Below are 20464 nucleotides of genomic sequence, written 5' to 3' on the forward strand. Positions count from 1 at the left end.
CACTAGATGAAGCCAGGCAATGCAAGCAACGAAGAGGCATCCAGACGTCATGCGCCAGGGGCAAAACGCACCAATAAACCGTCAGCTCCCGCCCTTCTTCTTTATCTTGCTTCCCTTGAATTTGATGTCTGATCCATCCAGGGTGATGGCGTTACCGGAAAACTTCACCGCGCCGGATTTTTTCATCTGGAGAACCACCTTCCCACCCACCTTGATGGAGAAAGTCTCCGCCTTCAGTGAAAAAGACTTGGACAGCCAGGCGGCGGGGTCCTTCACCTTGAGTTGTGACTTGCGCTGAACATCGTCTCCCAGGTCGTCGTTGACCGTGGAGACCATCGCCCCGGCGATCCTGGACTGGTAGCCCGCGCCCACGTCGACCGAGAGATCCTCGGCGACATCCTCCAACCGGGCGCCGACGATCCGCTCGGTGCGCATCGCCCCCACGGTCACGGACTTGTCCTGTTCCACGGACTCGTTCATGACGAGGCCGACGTTCACGGCATATCCGGCCCCGATCGTCAGCGCCTTGGCCATCGACACGCTCTCGGTGGAGGCTTGAGACACCATGAGGGTGCGGTTCTGCGCGATGGAGATGAACTGGCTGCCCGACACCTCCTCGGAGTGATCGCCCCCCACCGTGGTGACACGATGGCCCTGGACTCGCAGGGACTGGTTGCCCTCCACGAGCCCCTCGTCATCCAGGGTGACGGCCAGGGACTGGTTGCCCTCGACGGTGAGCTGACGGTCCTTGAGCACCAGGAGGGACTCGAAGCCCCGCACCTCCTGGTCCTTGTCATTCTCCGTCAGCAGCTCTTCATCCTTCTGGGCGTGGATGAAGAGCTCTTCCGAGCCCGCCGCGTCCTCGATGCGCACCTCGTTGAAGCCGGAGCTGCCCGGGCTGGACGCGCTCTTGAGGGTGGAGCGGGTCTTCTCGGCTGGCAGGGCATAGGGCGTGGGGTGGTTGCCGTTGTAGACGGAGCCCGCGAGCAGCGGCCTGTCCGGGTTTCCCTCGAGGAAGCGCACCAGGACCTCGTGGCCCACGCGCGGCAGATAGAGCGCGCCCCAGGCCAGGCCGTTCCAGGCCTGACCCACGCGAATCCAACACGAGGAGGAGTCGTCCCGCGTGCCCTCCCGGTCCCAATGGAATTGCACCTTGATGCGGCCATGCCCATCCGTGTGGATCTCCTCGCCCGCGGGCCCCACCACCGTCGCCGTCTGGACGCCCACGATCTGGGGAATGGGCGTGGTCCGCCGCGGACGGAAGGGAACCGAGCCAGGCATGCAGCTGAAGTGGTTGCGGTACAAGCCACCCAGGGCCTCGCGGTTGCCGGGCGTCTCTGGCTGCTCGCCGAAGTGAGCGACCCGCACCGCCAGGTACTCGCCCGCGTGGGTCCCGTCGTCCTCGACCTGGAACAGACATCCGGGCGAGAGCCGTGGACACACCCCCTCTCCCTCCAGCGTCCATGCGGCCTGCACCAGTTCCTCCATGCGGACCTTGGAGACTCCCTTGCCCACGCCAGGCGTCTCGTACTCCCCCGGATGGTCGTACACCTTCAGCCCATCCGCGCCCTCGGAGCTCGCCGACCTGCCAGACAAATCCAACGCGGGCTTCTCGAAGTTGAAGTCCTTGAGGTGCACCGCGCCAGGCCGCAGCCGGTGGATGCGCGCCAGCGCGACGAGGTACTCCCCCTCCTCCACCCGGTTGTCACGCGCACGCAAGGGCAGGACCGCTCCCCCCGCCAGGGGACGGTGCACCTCGGGAGCATCTCCGATGACCAGGACATGACCCTCCTCGGTGTGCTCGAAGAAATAGAAGATGCCTTCCCATTCCAACAAGCGGCTGAGGAACGCGAAATCCGTCTCCCGGTATTGCGTGCAATACTCGCGTGTCTCATGCGCGCCGCTGAGCATCCAGCGCGCCTCCACCCCCGCCTCCCCCAGCAGCTCCTTCACGATGTCCGGCACGGACTTGCGCTGAAAGATGCGGCTGCGTTTCACCTGCGTCAGGCGCCAGAGCCTGGGAACCAGCCACGCGCGGTAGCACCAACGCCCCTCCCGGCGCCCGAGGGACTCCACCGCACGCAGCATTCCCCGGATGCAGCGGGTGCCGCTCTCGGGCAACGCCACGGTCAACAGGGCGTCGGCATCCACCAGGGCCGCCGCTTCCAGGGGGCCCTCCTCGTTCGCGTGGAACTCCACCTGGAATTCATAGAGACGGCTCATGCCCTCGGTGCCCGAGAACCCCTGGACGATGAACGACTCCGCCTCGTACGCACCCGCCCGGAAGGTAAAAGCCGCCCCCTTCGTCCGTGCCATGCATCCCCCCTGCTCTCAAGAAGCAGAAAATCCATACAAATGGGAATCTCCTGGCAGGGAACAGCCCTCCATGAGTATTCGCCATTGATCAAATCCCCTGGTGCATGAGAGTACCATCCATTGCAGGGCAAGGACAAAGAGTGGTCTAGACCCGGTGACATATTGGGGAGGGGTGGGCTCCATGATCGCGGTACCGATGCTCCAAGCGAATCAGACCGAGTTCGAGTTCCAAGCCGGGGCGCTGGCCGCGGGCGAGCTGGCCGTCGTGGGATTCGAGGCCCAGGAGACGCTCTCGCGCCCCTGTCTCGTCGAACTCACCCTGGCAGCGCCTCCCGAGGTGGTCGTGGAGGAGAAGGCCCTCCTGGGCCAGAGCGCGCTGTTGACGGTGCATCGGGGAGATGGAACGTCGCGCTTCTTCCACGGCACCGTTTCGCGCGTCGTGCGCTGGGACGCGCCCTCGTCCCCCGAACGTCAACGCTACCGCATCACGGTGGTCTCCCGCCTGGAGACACTCCGGCATACCCGCCGCAGCCGCATCTTCCAGGACATGGACGTGCCACGGATCGTCCACAAGGTGCTCACCGAGGGACAGGTGGAGCACACCCTCTCCTTGAGCAGCAGCTACCGCTCACGCGAGTACTGCGTGCAATACCGTGAATCCGATCTGGATTTCGTATCGCGGTTGCTGGAGGAAGAAGGCATTTCCTATTTCTTCGAGCACACGGAGAGCACGCACCGGATGGTCTTGTGCGACAACACCCTCACCTGCCCGCCCATGGAGGGAGAGCGCGAGCTCGTCTTCCGGGAGGACAGGAAGATGGTGGCGGGAAGCGAGTCCGTGCACGAGTTCGCCGCGAAGGTCGAAGTGCAACCGGGCGCGGTGGTCCTGCGGGACTTCAACTTCACCCGGCCCACTTTTGATCTCACCTCCACCACGACCGCCGAGGAGGGCGAGCCGGCCCTGGAGATTTATGACTATCCAGGCCGCTACGAGGAGCCCGGCGAGGGAAAGACGCTGGCCCAGGTCCGCCTGGAGGAGCTGCGCGCCCGCGTGGAGCAGATGACTGGGAGCAGCAACTGCCGACGCCTGTGTGTGGGTCAGGCCTTCACCCTGACCGAGCATCCGCGGGAGGCCTTCAATCGCGACTACCTGCCGCTGTCCATCCGGCACGTGGGCCGGCAACCCGAGGCCGTCCCCCACGAGCAGGCAACGGAGGAGCGCCAGGAGGGCTACCGCAACGACTTCGTCTGCATGCCCGCGCAGGTGCCCTACCGGCCCGCCCGGAGCACGCCCCGGCCCTCGATCGCGGGAGCCCAGACGGCCATCGTGGTGGGACCTCCGGGAGAGGAAATCCACACCGATGAACACGGCCGGATCAAGGTCCAGTTCCACTGGGATCGCGAGGGCACGCGCGATGACAAGAGCTCCTGCTGGATGCGGGTGAGCCAGGCGTGGGCCGGACCCGGATGGGGAGCGCTCTACCTGCCCCGCATCGGGCAGGAAGTGGTGGTGGAGTTCCTCGAGGGAGATCCCGACCGGCCCATCGTCACGGGCAGCGTCTACAACGGACAGAACCCGCCGCCCATCGATCTGCCCGGAGACAAGACCCAGAGCACGTTGCGCTCCAGCTCGAGTCCCGGAGGCAACGGCGCCAACGAGCTGCGCTTCGAGGATGCCGCGGGCCGGGAGCAGCTCTATGTGCACGCCCAGAAGGACTTCAACATCGTCGTCGAGAACGACAAGTCCCAGCGGGTGGGTGGAAACGAGACGCTTCGGGTCAAGAAGGACCGCAGCCGGACCATCGAGGGCAACCAGTCACTCGAGGTGATGCTGAACGATGACTCCGTCATCAGCGGCAACCAGAGCCTGGAAGTCAGCCAGGACCGCTCGACGAGCGTGGGAGGCAACCACACCGAGGCCGTGACGGGAGACCAGTCGATCCAGGTGAGTGGCAACCAGAGCGTGGCGGTATCGCTCGCCTCCCTGGAAACGGTGGTGCTGGGGAAGATGCTCAGCGTGGGCGGCGGCTACGCGGTCACCGTGGGCGGGGCGCACAACGAGCTGGTGGGGGGCCTCAAGTCCGAACAGGTCGGCGGAGCCAAGACGGAGAGCGTCGGCGCGAAGAAGTCCGAGACGGTCAAGGGCTCGCGGACCCTCCAGGTCGGCGGAGATGTCTCCGAGCAGGTGGGCGGCTCCCGCACCCTCAAGGTGGGCAAGGATCTCCAGGTGAGCGTGGGTGGCAAACTCAACCACGCCGTCAAGGATTCCTATACCCTGTCGGCGAAGGAAATCTCGCTGGTGGCCGAGGAGCAATTCACCCTCAAGGTGGGCGCCGCGACCCTGCAGATCAAGAAGAACGGCGACGTCGTCATCAAGGGCGCCAAGATCGAGGTCACCGCGAGCGGGGACATCGTCATCAAGGGCTCGAAGATTTCCGAGAACTGACCCTCCCCCTCAGCCGCCCGACAGGCGCGGGAAGGGGGAAGACGACAGACGCCCGCACAGCTCCCGGGCCCGTGCCAGTTCGGAGTGTTGTCGCCGCGTGAAGGCTCGCGTCTCGAGTGGACACGTCCCCTGGCTGCGAAGGGCCCACTCCAACGCGAGCATGTGCCGGCGCCGCATGGAGCCGCGCTCGAGTTCCTCCAGCAAGACATTGATGCTGAAGGGACGCCCGCGCAGGTAGCGCGTGCCACGGGCGAAGTCCTTCCGGGACTCCTTCCACCATGCCGCCACCACCGCTCGCGCGGGCACCGGCAGCGCATCCTCGGGCCGGGGCTCCAGCTCCCGCGCGAGGTCCTCCTCCAGCGGAGGTAGCGGTTCTCCTTCCTCTTCCGCCTCCACGTAGGAGCCCTCCAGTGTCAGCCCGGTGATGGCACTGAAGGCCTCGCCCGCCAGTGCCGCCATGGGCCGCCCCCCCATGAGTTCCAGGCACGCCTCGGCGACCTCCACCTGGCCACTGAAGCCCAGTGCCCAGAGGGCGTCCTCGCGCACCGACTCCACGCCCGTGCACGCCAGCAGCCGCGCCAGATCGCGCTCCTCGCCACTGAGCGCCAACAACACCAGCGAGGTCCGGTCCACCTTCGTGCGCGCATCCACCGCCTCGCGGCACGCCTCCCAGGCGGCCCTCACTCCAGACAGCATCCCCGTCAGGATGGCGGCCTCCCGGACCCCGGGACGCGAGTCCACCAGGAGGCGGGGAAGGTCGCGCGAGGCCACGTCCCGGGACAGGAATGGCCTGCCGCGGAGCACGGCCACCACCACCCGGGCGTCCGGGTGCCCGAGCAGTTCCACATCGTTATCGCGGAGGAATTGACCCCTGGAGGCAAGCACCTCGATCACCCAGGCCTGGAGTGGAGCCGCCTCGTCATTCAGGAGCGGCAGCAGGGCCTCGCCCACCTCCGGCCGTTCGTTCAGTTCCAGCGCCCGTCCGAGGGCAGCACGTGCCGCTTCAGGAGCGGCCCGCATGCGCTTCACCAGTTCGGTCAGCTCCAGGCTCCCGGGCCCGGCCAACATCGCCCAGAGCGCGGCGGAGATGCGCGGCGGGTCCTCCGAGTCCAACGCGGGCAAGAGCAACTCCCTGGCCACGGGCGCGCCGCCCACCACCAGTCCGTCCAGGTGCGCCAGCAGCCGATCCTCCAGCGCGGCCACCTCTTCCAGGACGTAGTTCGGAGCCACGAGGGCTCGCTCCCACTGCACCCAGAGGAAGCTCGCCTCGTCCAGGTGCTCCTCGTAGATGTCCATCAGCAGGGGCGCCATGGGTCAGTTCACCTGCACCGAGCCCCCCTTGATGCGGTGGGTGCCCGAGGCGTGACTGTCGATCTGAGTGCCCTTGATGACGACCCGGCCATTGCGCCGCAGGGTGATGCTGGCCTGGCCACATCGCAGGACGATCTCATCCTGGCCCTCGATGACGACCCGTTTGCCATCGACGTGGGCCTCCACGGGTTGAGCCTCGGTGGGGGCGGGCTGGGCGAGCACCGCGTCCAGCAACGGCGTGGGACTGGGCGTCTGCTCCATGCCGACCACCAGCGGCAACAAGGGGTCTCCATTCTCGAAGAGCAGCACCGCGCGCTGACGGGTGACGATGGCATCTCGCAGCGCCTCGGGCTCCAGTGGGACCGTCCGCCGGGCAGCCAACGGACGGCCCTCGGGGTTTCCCTCGAAGTCCACCAGCAGCATTCCCGCTGAATCCGTTCCAACAACCCACCCCATCTTGCTTCCCCAGATGGGCTCGCGCGTTGCTCCGCTCGCCCCTGCTCTCGACGGCACGGGTGTATTCATACGGTGCGTCCTCCGATGACAGGCCCTCGGCATCACCTCACCTCGGTTGGGGCAGCCTATCAGGAGTGGGGTATTCCCCAGGAGTCCCCACCGCCGACATCCGAACAATTGGGGCACCGGATGGCCAGCACCTGCAATCGGGAACAACAAGAAGTCCATGGCATGAGCGCGTCGTTGTGCCATCAAACCGTGGAAGCCACGAATGGGCTTGCCCCGGTTACGGGACTCTCGTGCACTTTGTGTGATCGCCACGCGAGTGGCCAGCGTCGACTGGCCTGGACACAAAGGCGTGGCGTATCCTGTGACGCTCCAGGGCCATCCGATAAGGAGGTATGAGCCATGAGAGTGGAAGCATTGGGGATGAGTTCCAGTCTCGGCCCTGCGGTGACAGCCTGTGCCGCCTTCCGAGCGGGCATCGTCCGGCCAAGGACTTCAGTGGATGTCGCCACCTTCGCTCCCGGCGATAGGGAGCCCCAGCCTGTCACGGTCTACGAATTACCAGGGGCGACCTTTGGGTTCTCGGGAGTCGGTCGGCTCGTCGCCATTGCCATGGAAGCTCTCGAGGATCTCTCGACATCCGTTCCATTGCGGACGCTCGGACGAGAGACAGGAGTCTTCCTCGCCTTGCCCGACTTCTCGAATGGCACGGGGCAACTAGAGGCCGCTGCTGTCGTCGGGCGCCTGGGGCGCGAGGTGCTGGGACGGGCACTGGGTGGACTCGGGCTGTCATGGCCTGAAGACCGTTGGCGATTCTTCGCTGGAGGCTCCGCAGGTTTCGCGCTCGCACTCGAGGCCTCGCGCCGCGAACTGGAGCGCCGTGCCCTGGAGACTTGCATCGTGGGCGGGCTCGATTCGTTGGTGGACCGGGAACACCTCCAGTACTTGTTGGGCGAGCGTCGACTCAAGACCGCGGACAACCCGGTTGGCCTCATACCCGGTGAAGCAGGTGCCCTGTTGGTGCTCTGCCCCCACGGGTCAGGCCGGAAGGCCGAGGCGACTCCGACCATCGAATTCACCGCCATCCACACCGGGCACGAACCCAACTCCGTAGGTACCGGCCGCCGAGCGGATGGACGGGTGCTCTCCTCGTGTGTTCAGGCCGTGCTCGGAGCTTCCTCCACTGTTGGCCGAGAGGTGTTCCTCGTTTCTGATCTCAATGGCGAGGAATGGCGGGCCTGGGAGTGGGGAAACGCGCTGGTGCGATTGAAGGCCAGTGGGGCGTTGAGTGGAGAAGAGCCTGCGTGGGTGCCGGCTACGGGCTTCGGGGACGTGGGCGCCGCTGCCGGAGCGGTGGGGGCCTGTCTCGCGGTTCGTGCATTCCAGCGGGGCTATGCGCCGGCTCGCCGGAGCGTCGTCGTCTCGCAAGCGGACTCGGGAGAACGCGCTGCATTCGCACTGGTAGCTGGTGACATCCCAGGACGATGGAGTCGGACATGACAGGCAGCAGATTCGTATCGCTCAAGACCCTCATGCAGGGCTCCTTCGAGTTGTATGGGCATACCGTTGCAGATGGTCGTCCCAACATTCATGACTTCGGCCCTACACCAGGCAGCTCGGGCGTAATGCGACGCAATGCCGCGCGCAAGCAGCAGGTACAAGACACGAAGGAGCGGCGCAAGGATAAGGACAACAGCGCACAAGAGTCCGCGGGCCCGCATGCCAGCTCACTGGTGGAGTACCGGGCCATCCTTGGCAAGGGTTCCTACTACGCCCGCAGTGCCGCGAAATACATCCGCGCCAATCGTGCCTCCGAATACAATGACTTCCCACACCTGGGGCCTGCTACCTTTCGCGCGGAGGTCTCAGCCCAGGCGGGACTCACCCAGCCATCCAACTTCAACACTGAATTCAGTGGTCAGAAGCAACCCTACCTCTGGCAAGCGCATCACATGATTCCGGGTGAGGCCTTCTACACGGAGGACTTCAATGGCCAGCCCATCTTCGACAAGCCGGTAAACTTCGACATCGTGCTGCAAACGCCCTATGACATCGACCATGGCCACAACATGATCATGCTGCCGGGCGAGTCCTGGTCCGTTCCCGTGCATGCGCTAATGCAACACCCCAACAATCACAACAACTACACACAGGATGTCATGCAGGGGTTGAAGAGAATTGATTCGGGGATTGATACCCTTCGTGGCCAGAATAAGCCCCATGAGACCATTGTCGCTGACGTGTTCCAGGAGTTGAAGGATCTGGAGACCGAACTCTGGGAACTTCTACTCGAGGAGTCACGAACGACCGTTCGCGGTGCCGCCGAGGGCCAGCGTCATGACGGGCCCTGGTGCCGCTGGAAGACCCGGGGAGGTAAAGAGTACGGCGGCTGGCCGGCGCTCTGGTAACGCGGAGAGGAGGGATGAATGAACTTCTGGATTATTGGTGATCGCAACAACGGTGCAGTGCTCGATGCCTATCCAAGGAATGGCCCGGAAGGTTGGCGTTATCTGGAGTCTCATCGCCTCACGCCCGAGTTTCCCACCGACGCAGTCATGGGGTTCTCTCCCAGCTTCCCGGATCGGCGAAAAGTCCACGACTTCGTCAACAGCATCCTGGACATCCGCATCGTCTCGGAGCGGGTCCGTCGCATTGTTCTCGAGCTGGCGCCGAACGATGCGGAGTTCCTGCCTGTCACCCTGGTGGATCACCAGCGTGAGGTGGTATCGCGCGAGCACTTCATCATGAATGTGCTCGCCCGTCGTGAAGTCATTGACCTGGAGCGTTCGGACGTCCGGATGGGTTCCCTCCTCAAGACGGAGATTGGGCGGGTGAAAAAGCTCGTGCTCAAGGAGGACCCGGAGCCGGGAGGGCCGAAGATCTTCCGGCCCATACATCTGCGCGCGAACACCATGATCGACGAGACCGTTCATGTGGCCTTCGTGGAGGCCGGTCTCACCGGGTGCAGTTTCTTCCCTGCCAATGGCTGGAACGGCAAGGTCACCTGAAAGCGGGCCTTGTCTGGCCTCGGCGGAGCAGCAGCAGTCCGTACTGGAGTGAGTGAGCATGGACATCGATTTCGCATTACTCCGTGAGAACGCAGGGGCCACGGCGCCGGTCCTCATCACGCATATCGACCCGGAGGGCGAGCGCGACTCCCTGGTTGAACACGTGCGGGAACTGTGTCGCTGCTTCGTCAACATCGCGGCGGCCACGCTGCTGTTGGAGGGCCGTTCCCAACTCTTCTTTCTCAACCTCTGCCGGGCGACAGAGAACTGGCGCCGCCTCCTCGTCCACCTTGAGCGGCGAAGCCAGAGACCGCCGCCAGCATCCTGGGGCCTCACTCCGTTGGCGGGGGTGATCGCGGCGGGTCATTGGAGCCTCGCGGCGGAGCTCGCCGAGCGGCTGCCCTCACAATGGCAGAAGGAAGAGGAATACGCGGTGGAGTCCGCCTGGGCATCCACTCTGGGGGCCCTGGTACTGCACACGCATCTCAATGTGAACCCCGGCCCACAGCTCGATCGCCTGGTCCACACTGCTCGCGAGGACTGCTGGCCCGCGCTCGCACGAGCCCTGGTGGATGCGGATTCACCCGCCTTCGCGTCCGCGTTCGCGGCTGCCCTCGCGGTGCACGAGGCCCATATCGAGGCACGGGCGCGCAGCTTCACCACGCGGCAAGAGCACTTCGCCGCGCATCGCTATTTGTGGTTCGAAGGACTGGCCTTGCTCCGGCTGGCCCGGAAGCGAGGGCTGGACATTCCGAATGTGCGTTACCGCTACTGCCCGCCCCTGGCCCAGGTGCCAATGACGGAGCGCTATCAGAACGACTGGGTCGCTCCCATTGGAGAGGCAACCCGGAGCTGACAACACGCCGGGGTGAGCTACAGCTTCTTCTCGCAGACGAGGCACTCGGTGTCCTCGTCATCGTCGGCCATGGCGGTTGCCCTTCACCGATACAGTCTTCGTGCCCTTCGCGGTATCGGAGGACTGGGCGATGTTGGGGCTTGGTCAGTATTAGCACGGGAACTTCAGGCGGAGCGGGTTCCGCCCTTGAAGCCACGCGCCGGCTGCGCCGGGCTCGCCGCGCGGAAGCGGTAGAGCGCGGCGGGCTTGGAGGCGGTGCGCCGCACGCCGGGCGCCGCTTCCAGCACTCCATCCTCGATGAGCCGCTTCACCTTGCGGCGGAAGTTGCCCGGATCCTGCGGCTCGCCCTTCACCGCGGAGAACACCGCGCGCAACTCCGGAATGGTGAAGCGCTCGGGCACCAGCGAGAACGCCAGCGACGAGGTGTCCAGCTTCTCGCGCATCCGCGCCAGCGCCACCCGCAGGATGTCCTCGTGATCGAACGCCAGGGTGCTCGCGTCCAGCCGCCCCACCGCCTCCCAGCACGCCTCCGCCGCGTCGCCCCCCGCCCTCACCCGCCGCGCCAGCTCCGGCCGCACCAGGGCGTAGTACGCCACCGACACCACCCGCATGCGCGGATCCCTCCCCGGCCGGCCGAACGTGGCGAACTGCTCCAGCAGCACGTCCCGCGACTCCAGCCCCGTCTCCTCGTGCAGCTCACGCACCGCCGCCACGTCCAGGTCCTCGCCCTGGTCCTCCTCGCCGTCGCCCACGCGCAGGATGCCTCCCGGCAGCGCCAGCTTCCCCTCGAAGGGAGGCTCGCCCCGGCGGATGAGCAGCACGTGCAGCGCCCCGTCCACCAGCGTGAGGACGACCAGGTCCACCGCCACCGCCGGACGCGCATAGGGCGCCAGCGACTGGCGCGCCCGCTGGACCTCGGGCGCCCTCACCCCTCGATCGGGTCGGTGGTGCGCACCACCTTCATTCCCGCCTCCTGCAACGCGCGCATCGCCTCGTTCGCCACGCGCGGGAAGTCCAGCCCCGGCGGCAGCGGCTCCAACGGCGGCGCGGGTACCGGGCTCATCGCGTCCTCCAGGATGTGGATACGCCCCATCTTCGAGCGGTCCGTCTCCTCGATGCGCCGCTTGAGGTCCATCAGCGTCGACAGCACGCAGTGCGACTTGGCCTGGCCGAACACGTACACCCGGTCGAATGCGAGCAGATGGTCGAAGAGCGCCTGGTCGAACTGGCCCACCGTGCGCCCCGACACCTCCGTCACCTCGGGCGACAACACCGAGTAGTTCTCCGTGAGCGCCTCCTCACCCTTCTGGATGATGTGCGTGGGCGTGTCGCGCGCCAGCGCGTGGAAGAGGCTCGCCTCCATCATCGCCGGCAGCAGCGCGTGGCTCAGGCCCCCGAGCAGCGCGTGGTAGGGCCACACCGTGAGCACGTAGCGGCCCGTGGCCTCCAGCCGCTCGCAATAGGCCAGGCTCTCCTCGGGATGCCGCGTGGCGCGCCACCGGCCCGAGCGCACGTCCGCCGGGGTGATGACCGTGAGGGGCGGCGGCGGCTGGCCGTCCGGACCCTGCCACCACCCGGGGTGGAAGATCTGGAAGGCGCGGTGGGTGTCCATGGAGAACACCAGCCCGGTGATGCGATCCAGGTTCCTGTACAGCCAGCGCAGGGTGCGCTGGGAGTCCTCCACCGCGCCCGGCACGAAGAGGCTCGCCTCGGGCTGGCAGAAGGCCACTTGCGCGTCGATGCCGAACGCGGCGATGCGCAGCCGGTCTTCGCGCGCGGGGCGCACCCCGTGCTCCCGGGCGTAGCGGCGCGCCTCGTCCGTCACCCGCGCGGCGCGCTCCAGGTACAGCGAGCCCACGTGGGCATCGTCATAGAACGACGGAAGGGGGAGGGACATGGCGTTCTCCAGGCAGCGTCACGAGGGGATCGGAAAACCGCGGGGGAAGTGCCGCTGGCGCAGCTCGTCCACCAACGCCTGGGTGGCCCGGGTGTACGCGACGCGCTGCTCGCCGCCGACGACGGGCGCCGAGGTGTCCGCCGGCGCGCCGGAGAGCAGCTCATAGCCCTCGGGCACGGGCTCCCCCTCCTGGCCGATGAGCCCGATGGGACCCGAGCCGCCACGGCGCCGGAAGACCACCGGCGTCCCCGGAATGCTCTGCTTGCCCTCGGCCAGCTCGTTGCCGAACTTCATCGTCGGCGCGTGGCCCGTGCGCGCCAGCTTGTACACCGCCGCCACCCGGTCACGCGTGAAGGGGCTCGCCATGGTGCGCGCCACGATGAAGCCGCCGTACCCGTAGAACTGCTGCGAGGGCGCCCAGCCGAACTCGCGGCGCAGCGCCTCGAACTCGCGCGTGGCCTGCGCGTCCAGACCGTCCTCGAGGATGAGCACCGGCTTGATGCCCTCCGCCTTCGCGCGCGACACCGCCTGGGTGTACTGCGTCTTCTTGTCCCCGGAGTCGAAGCGGATGGAGTCCCCCGCGTCCGGCTCCTCGTGGATGATGCGGAAGGCCGTGGGCAGACCCGAGCCCAGGGTGTCATACGTGTCCAAGAGGAAGCTGGAGCGCTCGGGACGCCGCTCGCGGATGGCACGGAAGGCCGCCTCGTCCTGGCCGTAGCGCTGCACGTGCTCGTGGCCCATGGTGCCCACGGGAATCATCCCCAGCTTCTTGGCCAGGTACACGTTGCTCGTGCGCATGACCCCGGCCTCGCGGCAGGCACGCACGGCGATCTCGTGCTGCTGCAGACACGTCGCCGCGCGCAGCCCCACCTCGAAGATGCGGCTCGGGTCGCCCACCGCCTCCACCAGGTCCTTCACCACCGCCAGCACCCGCGCGTGGTAGCCCTCGGAGTCCACGGTGATGGGCACGGCGGACACGCCCACCGCGTCCAACGTCTCCAGGGCGATGCGCTTCTCCTCCTCGCACGCCACCACGGCCAGCGCCCGGGCCAGCGCCTCGCGGTCCGCCAGCGCCTGCGTGGCCACCTGGATGCGGAAGTTGAGTTGAAGCAGCAACGGCTCCAGCCACGACACCAGGGCCGAGCTGCCCGTGAGGGAGAAGACCGGCTCGCGCGCGTAGAAGCGCGCGCCGCGCGGCAGGGCCCGGATGACGAGCCGCTGCTTGCGGATGGCCGCCTTGAAGCCCGCCCCCATCTCGTAGCTGTTGCGGGCCAGGTAGGCGTAGTCCTCTTCCGTGGGCTCCGGCAGCAGGGCTCGCACATGGGACTCGATGTCCACCGGCACCACCTGCTGCCCCCCCTTGCGGTGCGAGTAGTAGAACGTCTCCTGACGCAGCGGCCAGCCCGCCTCCGCCATGCTGAACTTGTAGCCGTCCGTCGCGAGCAGCGGACTTCCCATGGTGTGCCTCCTGGTGCCGCACTCTAATGGGCCGAGAAAAAGTCCTCAATACTCTTTCTCGGCGGCTGGAACTCCCGCCCACCGTCCGCCCGAACGGCAGTCACCACCTGATGACAACAGACACCAGGGAACGGATGTTCGCTGTCGCCGTGTCAGCCCGGAACCCGGGTGCGAATGCGCCTTTGCTCGAAGTGCCAGTCCTTGGCTAGCGTGGACGGCGGACGGTGGCATGCCCACTGCAATCCCCCCGCGGCATCGCTGACGCCCAAGTCTCCCGAGTCGGCTCTCTCCTTTCGCGCCATCCCCCGGAGTCACCCATGGCCATTCCCCCCAGCATCGGCAAACCCGGCTTCGCCACGCTCGTGCGGACCACCCAGGAGCAGGGCAAGATGATGGGCAAGATCGCCGAGGGCGTGAAGAGCGGCGCCATCAACTCCAAGGAGGCCCGCAAGCTGCTCGAGGGCCAGCAGAAGCTGTCCGCGTCCGTGGAGTCCGCCCTGGCCGACGGCGAGGTCAGCGCGGACGAGGAGCTCGGCCTGCTCACGCAGAGCCAGGACAACCTCAAGAACATCAAGGCGGCCTACGAGAACACCACCCAGGACACCTTCGCCTCCGAGTCGGTGAGCGCCCCGGGGCAGGTCCGGCAGATTGGCGCCATCGCCGAGGGCATCCGCCAGGGCACCATCGATCCCAAGGAGGCGCAGAAGCTCCTCGAGGGGCAGATCGCGCTGCTCAAGGCCCGCGCCGAGTCCACCACTCCCGAGGACCTGGCCTTCATGGACATGTCCGAGGAGTTGCAGGGCCTGGAGATCGAGCTCGCGAAGCTGATCAATCTCAACGCCGGCTGACCGTCCCCGCCGCGCGCACCGGGCGCCGGAGCCGCGAGGACTCCAGCGCCCACGTGCGTCGCGAAGGCGCGGGACTCAGCGCCTGGCGCGGCCGCGCGGCTTGGCCGCCGGGGGCTGGCCGAACACGCGCTGGTAGTCCTTCATGCTGCGGACGATGACCTCGTGGGCCTCGGCGCTGTCGTACATCTCGACGATCTCCACCGAGCGCTTGGTCTGGCTGGGCAGCTGCTTGTACGTCAGGAAGTAGTGCTTGAGCCGCTCCACGAGCGCGTTGGGCAGCTGCGCCACGTGCTGGAAGGTCCCGTAGACCAGGTCCGACTCCAGCACGGCGATGATCTTGTCGTCCGCCTCGTTGCCGTCGACCATGCGAAAGCCGCCCACCGGCACGGCGCGCACCAGCAGCGCCCCCGCGGGGATGACCTTCTCCGTCAACACGCAGATGTCGAGCGGATCCCCATCTCCCTTGATGTCCTTGTGGCCGGTGCGGTCCGCGCAGCGCCTGGCGACCAGCTCGTCACAGTAGGTCCGGGGGATGAACCCATAGAGCGTGGGGCACTGGCTGGAGAAGCGCTGAGGCCGGTCCAGCCTCAGGATGCCCGCCTCCTTGTCGAGCTCGTACTTCACCGTGTCGGTGGGGACGATCTCGATGTACGCGGTGACGCTCTCGGGAGCGTTCTCACCGGGGGAAATGCCATGCCAGGGATGAGCCTGGAAGGTGTGGGTCGGCGGATTCTTTGTGGCCATGTCACTCAACGAATTCGTGGGCGGGAAACAGCAGCACGTCCGAAATGGACGCCACGCCCAACATCAACATCAGGATACGATCCAACCCCACGGCGATACCCGCCGAGGGCGGCATCCGCCCTACCGCGTCCAGGAAGCGCTCGTCCAGCGGATAGACGGCCCGGCCCGTGTTCCGCCGGAATTCCTGCTCCTCCAACAGTCGGGCGCGCTGCTCCCGCGGATCCGTCAGCTCGGAGAAGCCGTTGGCCAGCTCCAACCCCCGCGCGTAGAGCTCCGTGCGCTCGGCCACCGCGGGCTCGCCGGGCTTGAGCCGCGCCAGCGAGGCCATGGACGCGGGGTACTCGGTGAGGAAGGTGGGACGCTCCTGTCCCAGGCCCCCCTCCACCCGCTGTAGGAAGAGGTGGAAGAAGACGTCGTCGTACAGGACGGAGTCCCCGGTGCGCACCCCGGCCGCCTCCGCCGCGCGCTTGAGCGAGGGCCCGTCCGGGCAGGCGCGCAAGTCCACGCCCGTGGCCCGGAGCACCGCGTCCCGCACGGACACCCGCTCGTAGGGCGTCCGGGTGAAGAACCCATCCCCGCCCACCGCGACATCCGCCTCCGCCAGCGCCCCCTCCAGGTCCGCCATGATGGCGTGGTAGTCCGCCTGGGGCCGGTAGAACTCCAGCAGGGTGAACTCGGGGTTGTGCGTGCGCGACACCTCGCCATTGCGGAACACCTTGCAGATCTGGAACAGCGGACCCGAGCCGTCGGCGAGCAGCCGCTTCATGGCGTACTCGGGACTGGTGTGCAGGTAGAGCGAGCGGCGTCGGCCCACGTCCGTCTCGGGGACGAAGGGGGTCTCGAAGGCGGTGATGTGGGGCTCCATCCCGGGGGTGGGAACGAGCAGGGGCGTGTCCACCTCCAGGTAGTCACGCTGGGTGAAGAACCGGCGAAGGGCGCCATAAAGGGCCTGCCGGGCGGCGGCCGAGCGCCACTGCACTGAATTGGGCATGAGCGGCGCAGAAGTTACATTGCGCCCCCCATGCGCCCAAGGCTTCCCGCACTCATCCTCAGCGTCGCTCTCGGTTTCCACGCGGGGTGCGCCACCGCTCCCAAACCCCCTCCCCCCCCCACCGAGGAACAACAACTGGCCAAGCGCGTGGCCCAGAGCGCTTCCGCCGCCGAGGCCCTGCTCCAGGCGCAGGATCTGCTGGTGTGGAACTACTGGGCCGAAGGCGCCCGGGGGGCGGACATGGCCTCCACGTACGCCGGCCAGGACGCGCTCTTCACCCTCGAGACCCTCCGCGACATCGAGCAGCTGCGCCAGCGCACCACCGAGCCCCGGGAGATTCGCGCCCTCACCGCGCTCCAGGCCCACTTCGCCGGCGAGTACCTGTCCCAGCAGCTCGCCGAGGTGAACGACGCGCTGGCCAACCTGGAGGCCTCGTTGAGCTTCCAGGTGGACGGCCAGGAGGTGCGCTGGCACGAGTTGGAGCGGCGGCTGGCCAACGAGCGCAGCGCGCTCAAGCGCAAGGCCCTGTACACCGCGGCCACGCCCGCCCTGGAGCGGCTCTCCCCCCTCGTCCGCCGGCGGGCCGAGCGCACCGAGGAGCTGCTCAAGGAGCTGGGCTACTCCTCCTACGAGGCCTTTGGCGGCGAGCTGCGGCAGGCGGACCTGGACCGGTTGGGGGTGCTCGCCGAGGAGGTGCTCCAGGCCACCGAGGCGCCCTACAAGGAGGTGATGGAGCGGCTGGCCCAGCGCGAGCTGGGAATGCCCTACGCGAGCCTCACCCGGGCGGACCTGCCGCGGCTGTTCCGCTCGCGGGAAGTGGAGGGCCTGTTCCTCAAGGGCGAGCAGCTCCTGCGCGCCCACGGCACGCTGGCCGGGATGAACATCGACCTGGGCGAGATGAAGAACGTGCGCATCGACGCCCGGGAGGACGTGAAGGGGAAGAATCCGCGTCCGCTGGCGCTGGGCATCCGGGTGCCCGGGGACGTGCGGCTGTCGGTGCGCTCGGTGGGGGGCGCGCTGGAGCAGGCGAAGATGCTGCACGAGTTCGGCCACGCGCTGCACTACGCCTTCACCACGGAGCCGCGCTTCGAGCTGGCCAAGCTGGGCAACCCCACCGTCACCGAGGCCTACGCGGCCCTCTTCGAGGACCTGATGGAGGATCCGGTGTGGCTCGAGGAGCACGCGGGACTCAAGGACAGGGAGCGCGCCGGGTTCCTCGCGGCGACGAGCTCCCACAAGCTGTTCCTCATCCGCCGTGCCGCGGGACGCCTGCTCTACCAGCTCGCGCTGCACCGGCAGGGAGAGACGGTGGACGCGCGCGAGCTGTACCGGGCCATCATCGCCCGGGTGGACGCGCTGCCGGCGACGGACGACGACGTGGCGCGCTACCAGGTGGACCAGGAGGACTTCTTCCAGTCCGCGGACGACTTCCGCGCGTGGTTCCTCGCGGGCCAGTTGCAGGGGCAGCTCAAGGCGCGCTTCGGCCCCGCGTGGTGGCACAGCCCGGAGGCGGGCACGTTCCTCAAGGGGCTGTGGGCGCATGGCAACGCCCTCTCCGCGCGTGAAGTGGCCGAGACCCTGGGGGACCGGGGCATCGTCCCGGACGTGCTGCTGCTGCGGCTCGGCACCACCCTGGGCGTGCCCATGAAGCTGGGAGGACATGAGGAGCCGGCGGCTCCGGCTCCGGAGGCGCCGAAGCCCGAGGCACCGGTGGCGCCCGAGAGTCCGCCCGCGGCTCCCGGGACCCCCCCGGGCCCTTCGACGGAGCCCCAGAGCGCTCCCGCCCCGGAGAACCCTCCAGCCCCGGCGGGCTAGCGCGCCTCGAGCGCGGCGGCCCGCTCCTCGCGGCGCAGCTGGGCATCGAGCCAGAAGGTCCCGCCCGGCACCAGCGAAGCGACGAAGGCCACCACCACCCGGGTGAAGCCCCAGCGGTGCTCGAGGGCGGCCATCATCAGCGTGTACACGTACGCGATGAACAGCACGCCGTGAGCCATACCCACCCCGCGCACCATCTGCGGCAGGCCCAGGAGGTACTTCAGCGGCATGGCCAGGAAGAGAAGGACGAGGAAGGACAGTCCTTCCCAGAAGGCGACGGCGCGAAAGCGCCCGAGCGGGGTGGTCAGCAGCATGGCGATGTCTCTCCCACGGCCATGAACGCGAGGGAGCGGACTCGCTCCGACAGGCCGCGATAGGGGGCGCGGCACTGTAGTCCGGGTCGCGCGTCCCCGCGATTCGCTCCGCGCGTGAGCGAGCCCTGCCCCTGGGTGAAAATCTCCCTGTCCGAGAGCCCTGGGGGTCGGCGAGGGACGGTATGATTCGTCCACCACCGAACCCAGGTTCCCCAGGAGGCTCTCCGGTGCACGTCGAACGGCGCGCTCGCCCCGTCTTGTTCTCACTCCTCTGCCTCACCTGGATGACGCCTCTGGCGTGCAAGCGGGACTCGGCGCCTCGGGCGGAGGAAGCCCGCGGCCCCCAGGCGGTCAACCCCGCTCCGGCCCCCACCCCGGCCACCTCGCTGCCCGTCCAGGTCCTGCCGGGACTCGAGGTGATTTCCAAGCCCGAGGAGGCCGCCGCGGCCCTGCGCCGTGAATGGTCCCACCCCTATGAGCTCATGGAGGACCGGCTCCCCCAAAGAAAGGCGCGGCAACTGCGCCGGTGCACGGACATCGAGGGCGTGGACGTGAATGACGTCGACGTCCTCAGCCAGCGGGAGACCGAGGTCGTCCAGCTCCAGTTCCTCCAGTGCCGGGTGATGAAGGCACTCACCACGGCCCGGCCTTCACGCACCAGCCATGTGCGGGAGCTGCTCAAGCTCAAGTCCCCCGGTGACGTCCTCCCCGCGGCGATGGCGCCGGAGTTCGGCGAGGCGCAGCCGGACAAGGCCCGTGAGCAACAGGGAAAGTCCTGGAGCGCCACCGAGCCCGAGCTCCACTTCGAGCCGAGGGACGGCGAGCGCAACGCCTTCAGCCTCGAGGTCACCGGCCAGGACACCTTCGGACTGCTGGAGTGGTGGGCCACGGGAGACTTCAATGGAGATGGGCAGGAGGACGTGATCGCCTATCGGGCCATGTCCCCCCGAGGCGGCTCCCTGACCGACATCGCCGGCTTCGTGCTGACGCGCTCCCAACCCCAGGGCGTCCTCCAGATCCTCGAGCACTGGCGGTAACCCTGCGCGACCCCGGACCTGTGGACATGCGCACAGCGAACAAGCACGCCACCTCCCGCTCGAGGCTCATTCCCGCGCTCCTGGCGTCCACGGCGTCCTTCCTGCTCGGGGCGGCGCCAGCACCGGCCCCCGCGGAGGAGCGCCTGTGTGACTCGGAATGGGGAGAGCAGAGTCTCGCCATAGAGGTAGGGGAACGGAAGAACGACGGCCAACCGTTGAAATCGTACGATCCCTCGAATCCGTTCGAGCCCTACGATCTCCCGGGAGATCGCTACCTCTTCGCCCGAAAGGGGATCACCTACCGGACCGTCGGCCGGTTCACCGACAGGCAAGAGGGCGAAGAAGCATTGGAAAAAGTTTATGCGATGAGCCACCTCTACACGGGAGCCTACCCGCCCTATCTGGCGAGTCTGGGTCCCTACCTGGTGAGTGAAACCTTTTCCTGCAAGGTAGATGGGAACAATCCAGTCATCAACCCGTCTTCCTGGCTCATGGAGAAGGACAAGGTGATTCTGGCTGGAGCGACCACGGCCTGTGTCCGTGGCCGGCTCACCAAGAAGCTCACTGTGGTGTCCTGTGACGGCAAGAAGAACCTGCTCACCGACTCGGTCTCCGCGCCCTGCGAGGCCGGCCGGGTCACCACCTGCATCCACCCCCTGGCCCCAGGCGTCTTCATCTTCGAGCACTCCTACTCGTCACCTGGCGCGGGAACCTCGGTGAACCTACGGGTCTACGACACGGGCAAGAAGAAGAAGCTCAAGTCCTTGTCCTGGGTGAATGAAGGCGGGCCCGAGGCCGAGGTGCTGGGCGTCGAGGACGTCGACAAGGATGGCGTTCCCGAGATCGTGCGCAGCATCGCCGAAAGCGGCAAACCCACGTCCCTGCTCAAGTGGAATAACGGCAAGCTCACCGAAGTCAAGGCTCCGTGAGCGACCACCACCAACAATCCCCGATGTCCGAA

17 protein-coding genes are annotated in these 20464 nt (G+C 67.2%); 8 read left to right on the plus strand and 9 right to left on the minus strand.

Features of this window, described 5'->3' with window-relative positions; genetic code table 11:
- Window positions 1-81 precede the first annotated feature (81 nt).
- A complete protein-coding gene (locus tag F0U63_RS38180; RefSeq protein WP_395838024.1) occupies window positions 82-2316 on the minus strand; it encodes a type VI secretion system Vgr family protein in 2235 nt (744 codons plus the stop codon).
- A 196-nt stretch (window positions 2317-2512) separates the two neighbouring features.
- On the opposite strand from F0U63_RS38180, the gene F0U63_RS38185 reads away from it, so the two are divergent.
- The gene (locus F0U63_RS38185; protein ID WP_395838026.1) at window positions 2513-4762 is read left to right on the plus strand and encodes a type VI secretion system Vgr family protein; all 2250 of its coding nucleotides are present in this window, start codon (window positions 2513-2515) and stop codon (window positions 4760-4762) included.
- Between the two features lie 9 nt (window positions 4763-4771).
- On the opposite strand, the gene F0U63_RS38190 is transcribed toward F0U63_RS38185, so the two are convergent.
- Window positions 4772-6073: a TIGR02270 family protein gene (locus F0U63_RS38190; protein WP_395838028.1), complete on the minus strand. Its 1302-nt coding sequence runs from the start codon at window positions 6071-6073 to the stop codon at window positions 4772-4774.
- 3 nt (window positions 6074-6076) lie between these two features.
- Complete coding sequence (locus F0U63_RS38195; protein ID WP_395838030.1) at window positions 6077-6631, minus strand: DUF6484 domain-containing protein; 555 nt, start codon at window positions 6629-6631, stop codon at window positions 6077-6079.
- A 1400-nt stretch (window positions 6632-8031) separates the two neighbouring features.
- On the opposite strand from F0U63_RS38195, the gene F0U63_RS38200 reads away from it, so the two are divergent.
- From F0U63_RS38200 to F0U63_RS38210, 3 genes are read left to right on the plus strand one after another with little or no spacing between them, the layout of a single operon-like run.
- The gene (locus F0U63_RS38200; RefSeq protein WP_395838032.1) at window positions 8032-8943 is read left to right on the plus strand and encodes an AHH domain-containing protein; all 912 of its coding nucleotides are present in this window, start codon (window positions 8032-8034) and stop codon (window positions 8941-8943) included.
- Window positions 8944-8961: 18 nt separating this feature from the next.
- Window positions 8962-9543 carry an imm11 family protein gene (locus F0U63_RS38205; RefSeq protein WP_395838034.1) on the plus strand — a complete coding sequence of 194 codons (582 nt, stop codon included), beginning with the start codon at window positions 8962-8964 and terminating at the stop codon, window positions 9541-9543.
- 58 nt (window positions 9544-9601) lie between these two features.
- Entirely contained in the window at window positions 9602-10399 is a 798-nt protein-coding gene (locus F0U63_RS38210) for a hypothetical protein (RefSeq protein ID WP_395838036.1), read from the plus strand.
- A 164-nt stretch (window positions 10400-10563) separates the two neighbouring features.
- Here the strand turns inward: F0U63_RS38210 and F0U63_RS38215 are convergent, their stop codons facing one another.
- The 3 genes from F0U63_RS38215 to F0U63_RS38225 are packed head-to-tail and all read right to left on the minus strand — an operon-like array spanning window position 10564 to window position 13754.
- A complete protein-coding gene (locus F0U63_RS38215) occupies window positions 10564-11328 on the minus strand; it encodes an NUDIX hydrolase (RefSeq protein WP_395838038.1) in 765 nt (254 codons plus the stop codon).
- A complete protein-coding gene (locus F0U63_RS38220; protein WP_395838040.1) occupies window positions 11325-12296 on the minus strand; it encodes a nicotinamidase in 972 nt (323 codons plus the stop codon). Before F0U63_RS38220 ends, F0U63_RS38215 begins: the two co-directional genes overlap by 4 nt.
- Before the next feature lie 18 nt (window positions 12297-12314).
- The gene (locus F0U63_RS38225; protein ID WP_395838042.1) at window positions 12315-13754 is read right to left on the minus strand and encodes a nicotinate phosphoribosyltransferase; all 1440 of its coding nucleotides are present in this window, start codon (window positions 13752-13754) and stop codon (window positions 12315-12317) included.
- Window positions 13755-14071: 317 nt separating this feature from the next.
- Between F0U63_RS38225 and F0U63_RS38230 the strand changes: the two genes are divergently transcribed.
- On the plus strand, window positions 14072-14602 hold the full coding sequence (locus tag F0U63_RS38230; RefSeq protein WP_395838044.1) for a hypothetical protein: 531 nt from the start codon (window positions 14072-14074) through the stop codon (window positions 14600-14602).
- 75 nt (window positions 14603-14677) lie between these two features.
- On the opposite strand, the gene F0U63_RS38235 is transcribed toward F0U63_RS38230, so the two are convergent.
- On the minus strand, window positions 14678-15346 hold the full coding sequence (locus tag F0U63_RS38235) for an inorganic pyrophosphatase (protein WP_395838046.1): 669 nt from the start codon (window positions 15344-15346) through the stop codon (window positions 14678-14680).
- A gap of 1 nt (window position 15347) precedes the next feature.
- Window positions 15348-16337 (minus strand): EF-P lysine aminoacylase EpmA, encoded by a 990-nt coding sequence (gene epmA / locus F0U63_RS38240; RefSeq protein WP_395838048.1) that lies wholly within the window; start codon window positions 16335-16337, stop codon window positions 15348-15350.
- A 30-nt stretch (window positions 16338-16367) separates the two neighbouring features.
- Here epmA and F0U63_RS38245 point away from each other — a divergent pair, with 30 nt between their 5' ends.
- Entirely contained in the window at window positions 16368-18152 is a 1785-nt protein-coding gene (locus F0U63_RS38245; RefSeq protein WP_395838050.1) for a chromosome segregation protein SMC, read from the plus strand.
- On the opposite strand, the gene F0U63_RS38250 is transcribed toward F0U63_RS38245, so the two are convergent.
- Window positions 18149-18463, minus strand: coding sequence for a DUF3817 domain-containing protein (locus F0U63_RS38250; RefSeq protein WP_395848489.1), 315 nt, complete (start codon window positions 18461-18463; stop codon window positions 18149-18151). The two genes, F0U63_RS38245 and F0U63_RS38250, sit on opposite strands and share 4 nt — an antisense overlap.
- A 230-nt stretch (window positions 18464-18693) precedes the next feature.
- Here F0U63_RS38250 and F0U63_RS38255 point away from each other — a divergent pair, with 230 nt between their 5' ends.
- On the plus strand, window positions 18694-19503 hold the full coding sequence (locus tag F0U63_RS38255; protein WP_395838052.1) for a hypothetical protein: 810 nt from the start codon (window positions 18694-18696) through the stop codon (window positions 19501-19503).
- 26 nt (window positions 19504-19529) lie between these two features.
- Window positions 19530-20432, plus strand: a complete 903-nt coding sequence (locus F0U63_RS38260) for a hypothetical protein (protein ID WP_395838054.1) — start codon at window positions 19530-19532, stop codon at window positions 20430-20432.
- Window positions 20433-20464 lie beyond the last annotated feature (32 nt).

It is taken from the genome of Cystobacter fuscus (genome assembly GCF_044360685.1).
In the GTDB taxonomy this organism is placed as follows: Bacteria; Myxococcota; Myxococcia; order Myxococcales; family Myxococcaceae; genus Cystobacter; species Cystobacter fuscus_C.

What these genes read in the sequence shown, in the direction of transcription:
- F0U63_RS38180 (WP_395838024.1), bottom strand. Translation starts at nt 2,316, where the DNA reads ATGGCACGGACGAAGGGGGCGGCTTTTACCTTCCGGGCGGGTGCGTAC.
- F0U63_RS38200 (WP_395838032.1), top strand. Translation starts at nt 8,032, where the DNA reads ATGACAGGCAGCAGATTCGTATCGCTCAAGACCCTCATGCAGGGCTCC.
- F0U63_RS38210 (WP_395838036.1), top strand. Translation starts at nt 9,602, where the DNA reads ATGGACATCGATTTCGCATTACTCCGTGAGAACGCAGGGGCCACGGCG.
- F0U63_RS38205 (WP_395838034.1), top strand. Translation starts at nt 8,962, where the DNA reads ATGAACTTCTGGATTATTGGTGATCGCAACAACGGTGCAGTGCTCGAT.
- F0U63_RS38235 (WP_395838046.1), bottom strand. Translation starts at nt 15,346, where the DNA reads ATGGCCACAAAGAATCCGCCGACCCACACCTTCCAGGCTCATCCCTGG.
- F0U63_RS38190 (WP_395838028.1), bottom strand. Translation starts at nt 6,073, where the DNA reads ATGGCGCCCCTGCTGATGGACATCTACGAGGAGCACCTGGACGAGGCG.
- F0U63_RS38225 (WP_395838042.1), bottom strand. Translation starts at nt 13,754, where the DNA reads ATGGGAAGTCCGCTGCTCGCGACGGACGGCTACAAGTTCAGCATGGCG.
- F0U63_RS38195 (WP_395838030.1), bottom strand. Translation starts at nt 6,631, where the DNA reads ATGCCGAGGGCCTGTCATCGGAGGACGCACCGTATGAATACACCCGTG.
- F0U63_RS38260 (WP_395838054.1), top strand. Translation starts at nt 19,530, where the DNA reads ATGCGCACAGCGAACAAGCACGCCACCTCCCGCTCGAGGCTCATTCCC.
- epmA (WP_395838048.1), bottom strand. Translation starts at nt 16,337, where the DNA reads ATGCCCAATTCAGTGCAGTGGCGCTCGGCCGCCGCCCGGCAGGCCCTT.
- F0U63_RS38220 (WP_395838040.1), bottom strand. Translation starts at nt 12,296, where the DNA reads ATGTCCCTCCCCCTTCCGTCGTTCTATGACGATGCCCACGTGGGCTCG.
- F0U63_RS38185 (WP_395838026.1), top strand. Translation starts at nt 2,513, where the DNA reads ATGCTCCAAGCGAATCAGACCGAGTTCGAGTTCCAAGCCGGGGCGCTG.
- F0U63_RS38230 (WP_395838044.1), top strand. Translation starts at nt 14,072, where the DNA reads ATGGCCATTCCCCCCAGCATCGGCAAACCCGGCTTCGCCACGCTCGTG.
- F0U63_RS38245 (WP_395838050.1), top strand. Translation starts at nt 16,368, where the DNA reads ATGCGCCCAAGGCTTCCCGCACTCATCCTCAGCGTCGCTCTCGGTTTC.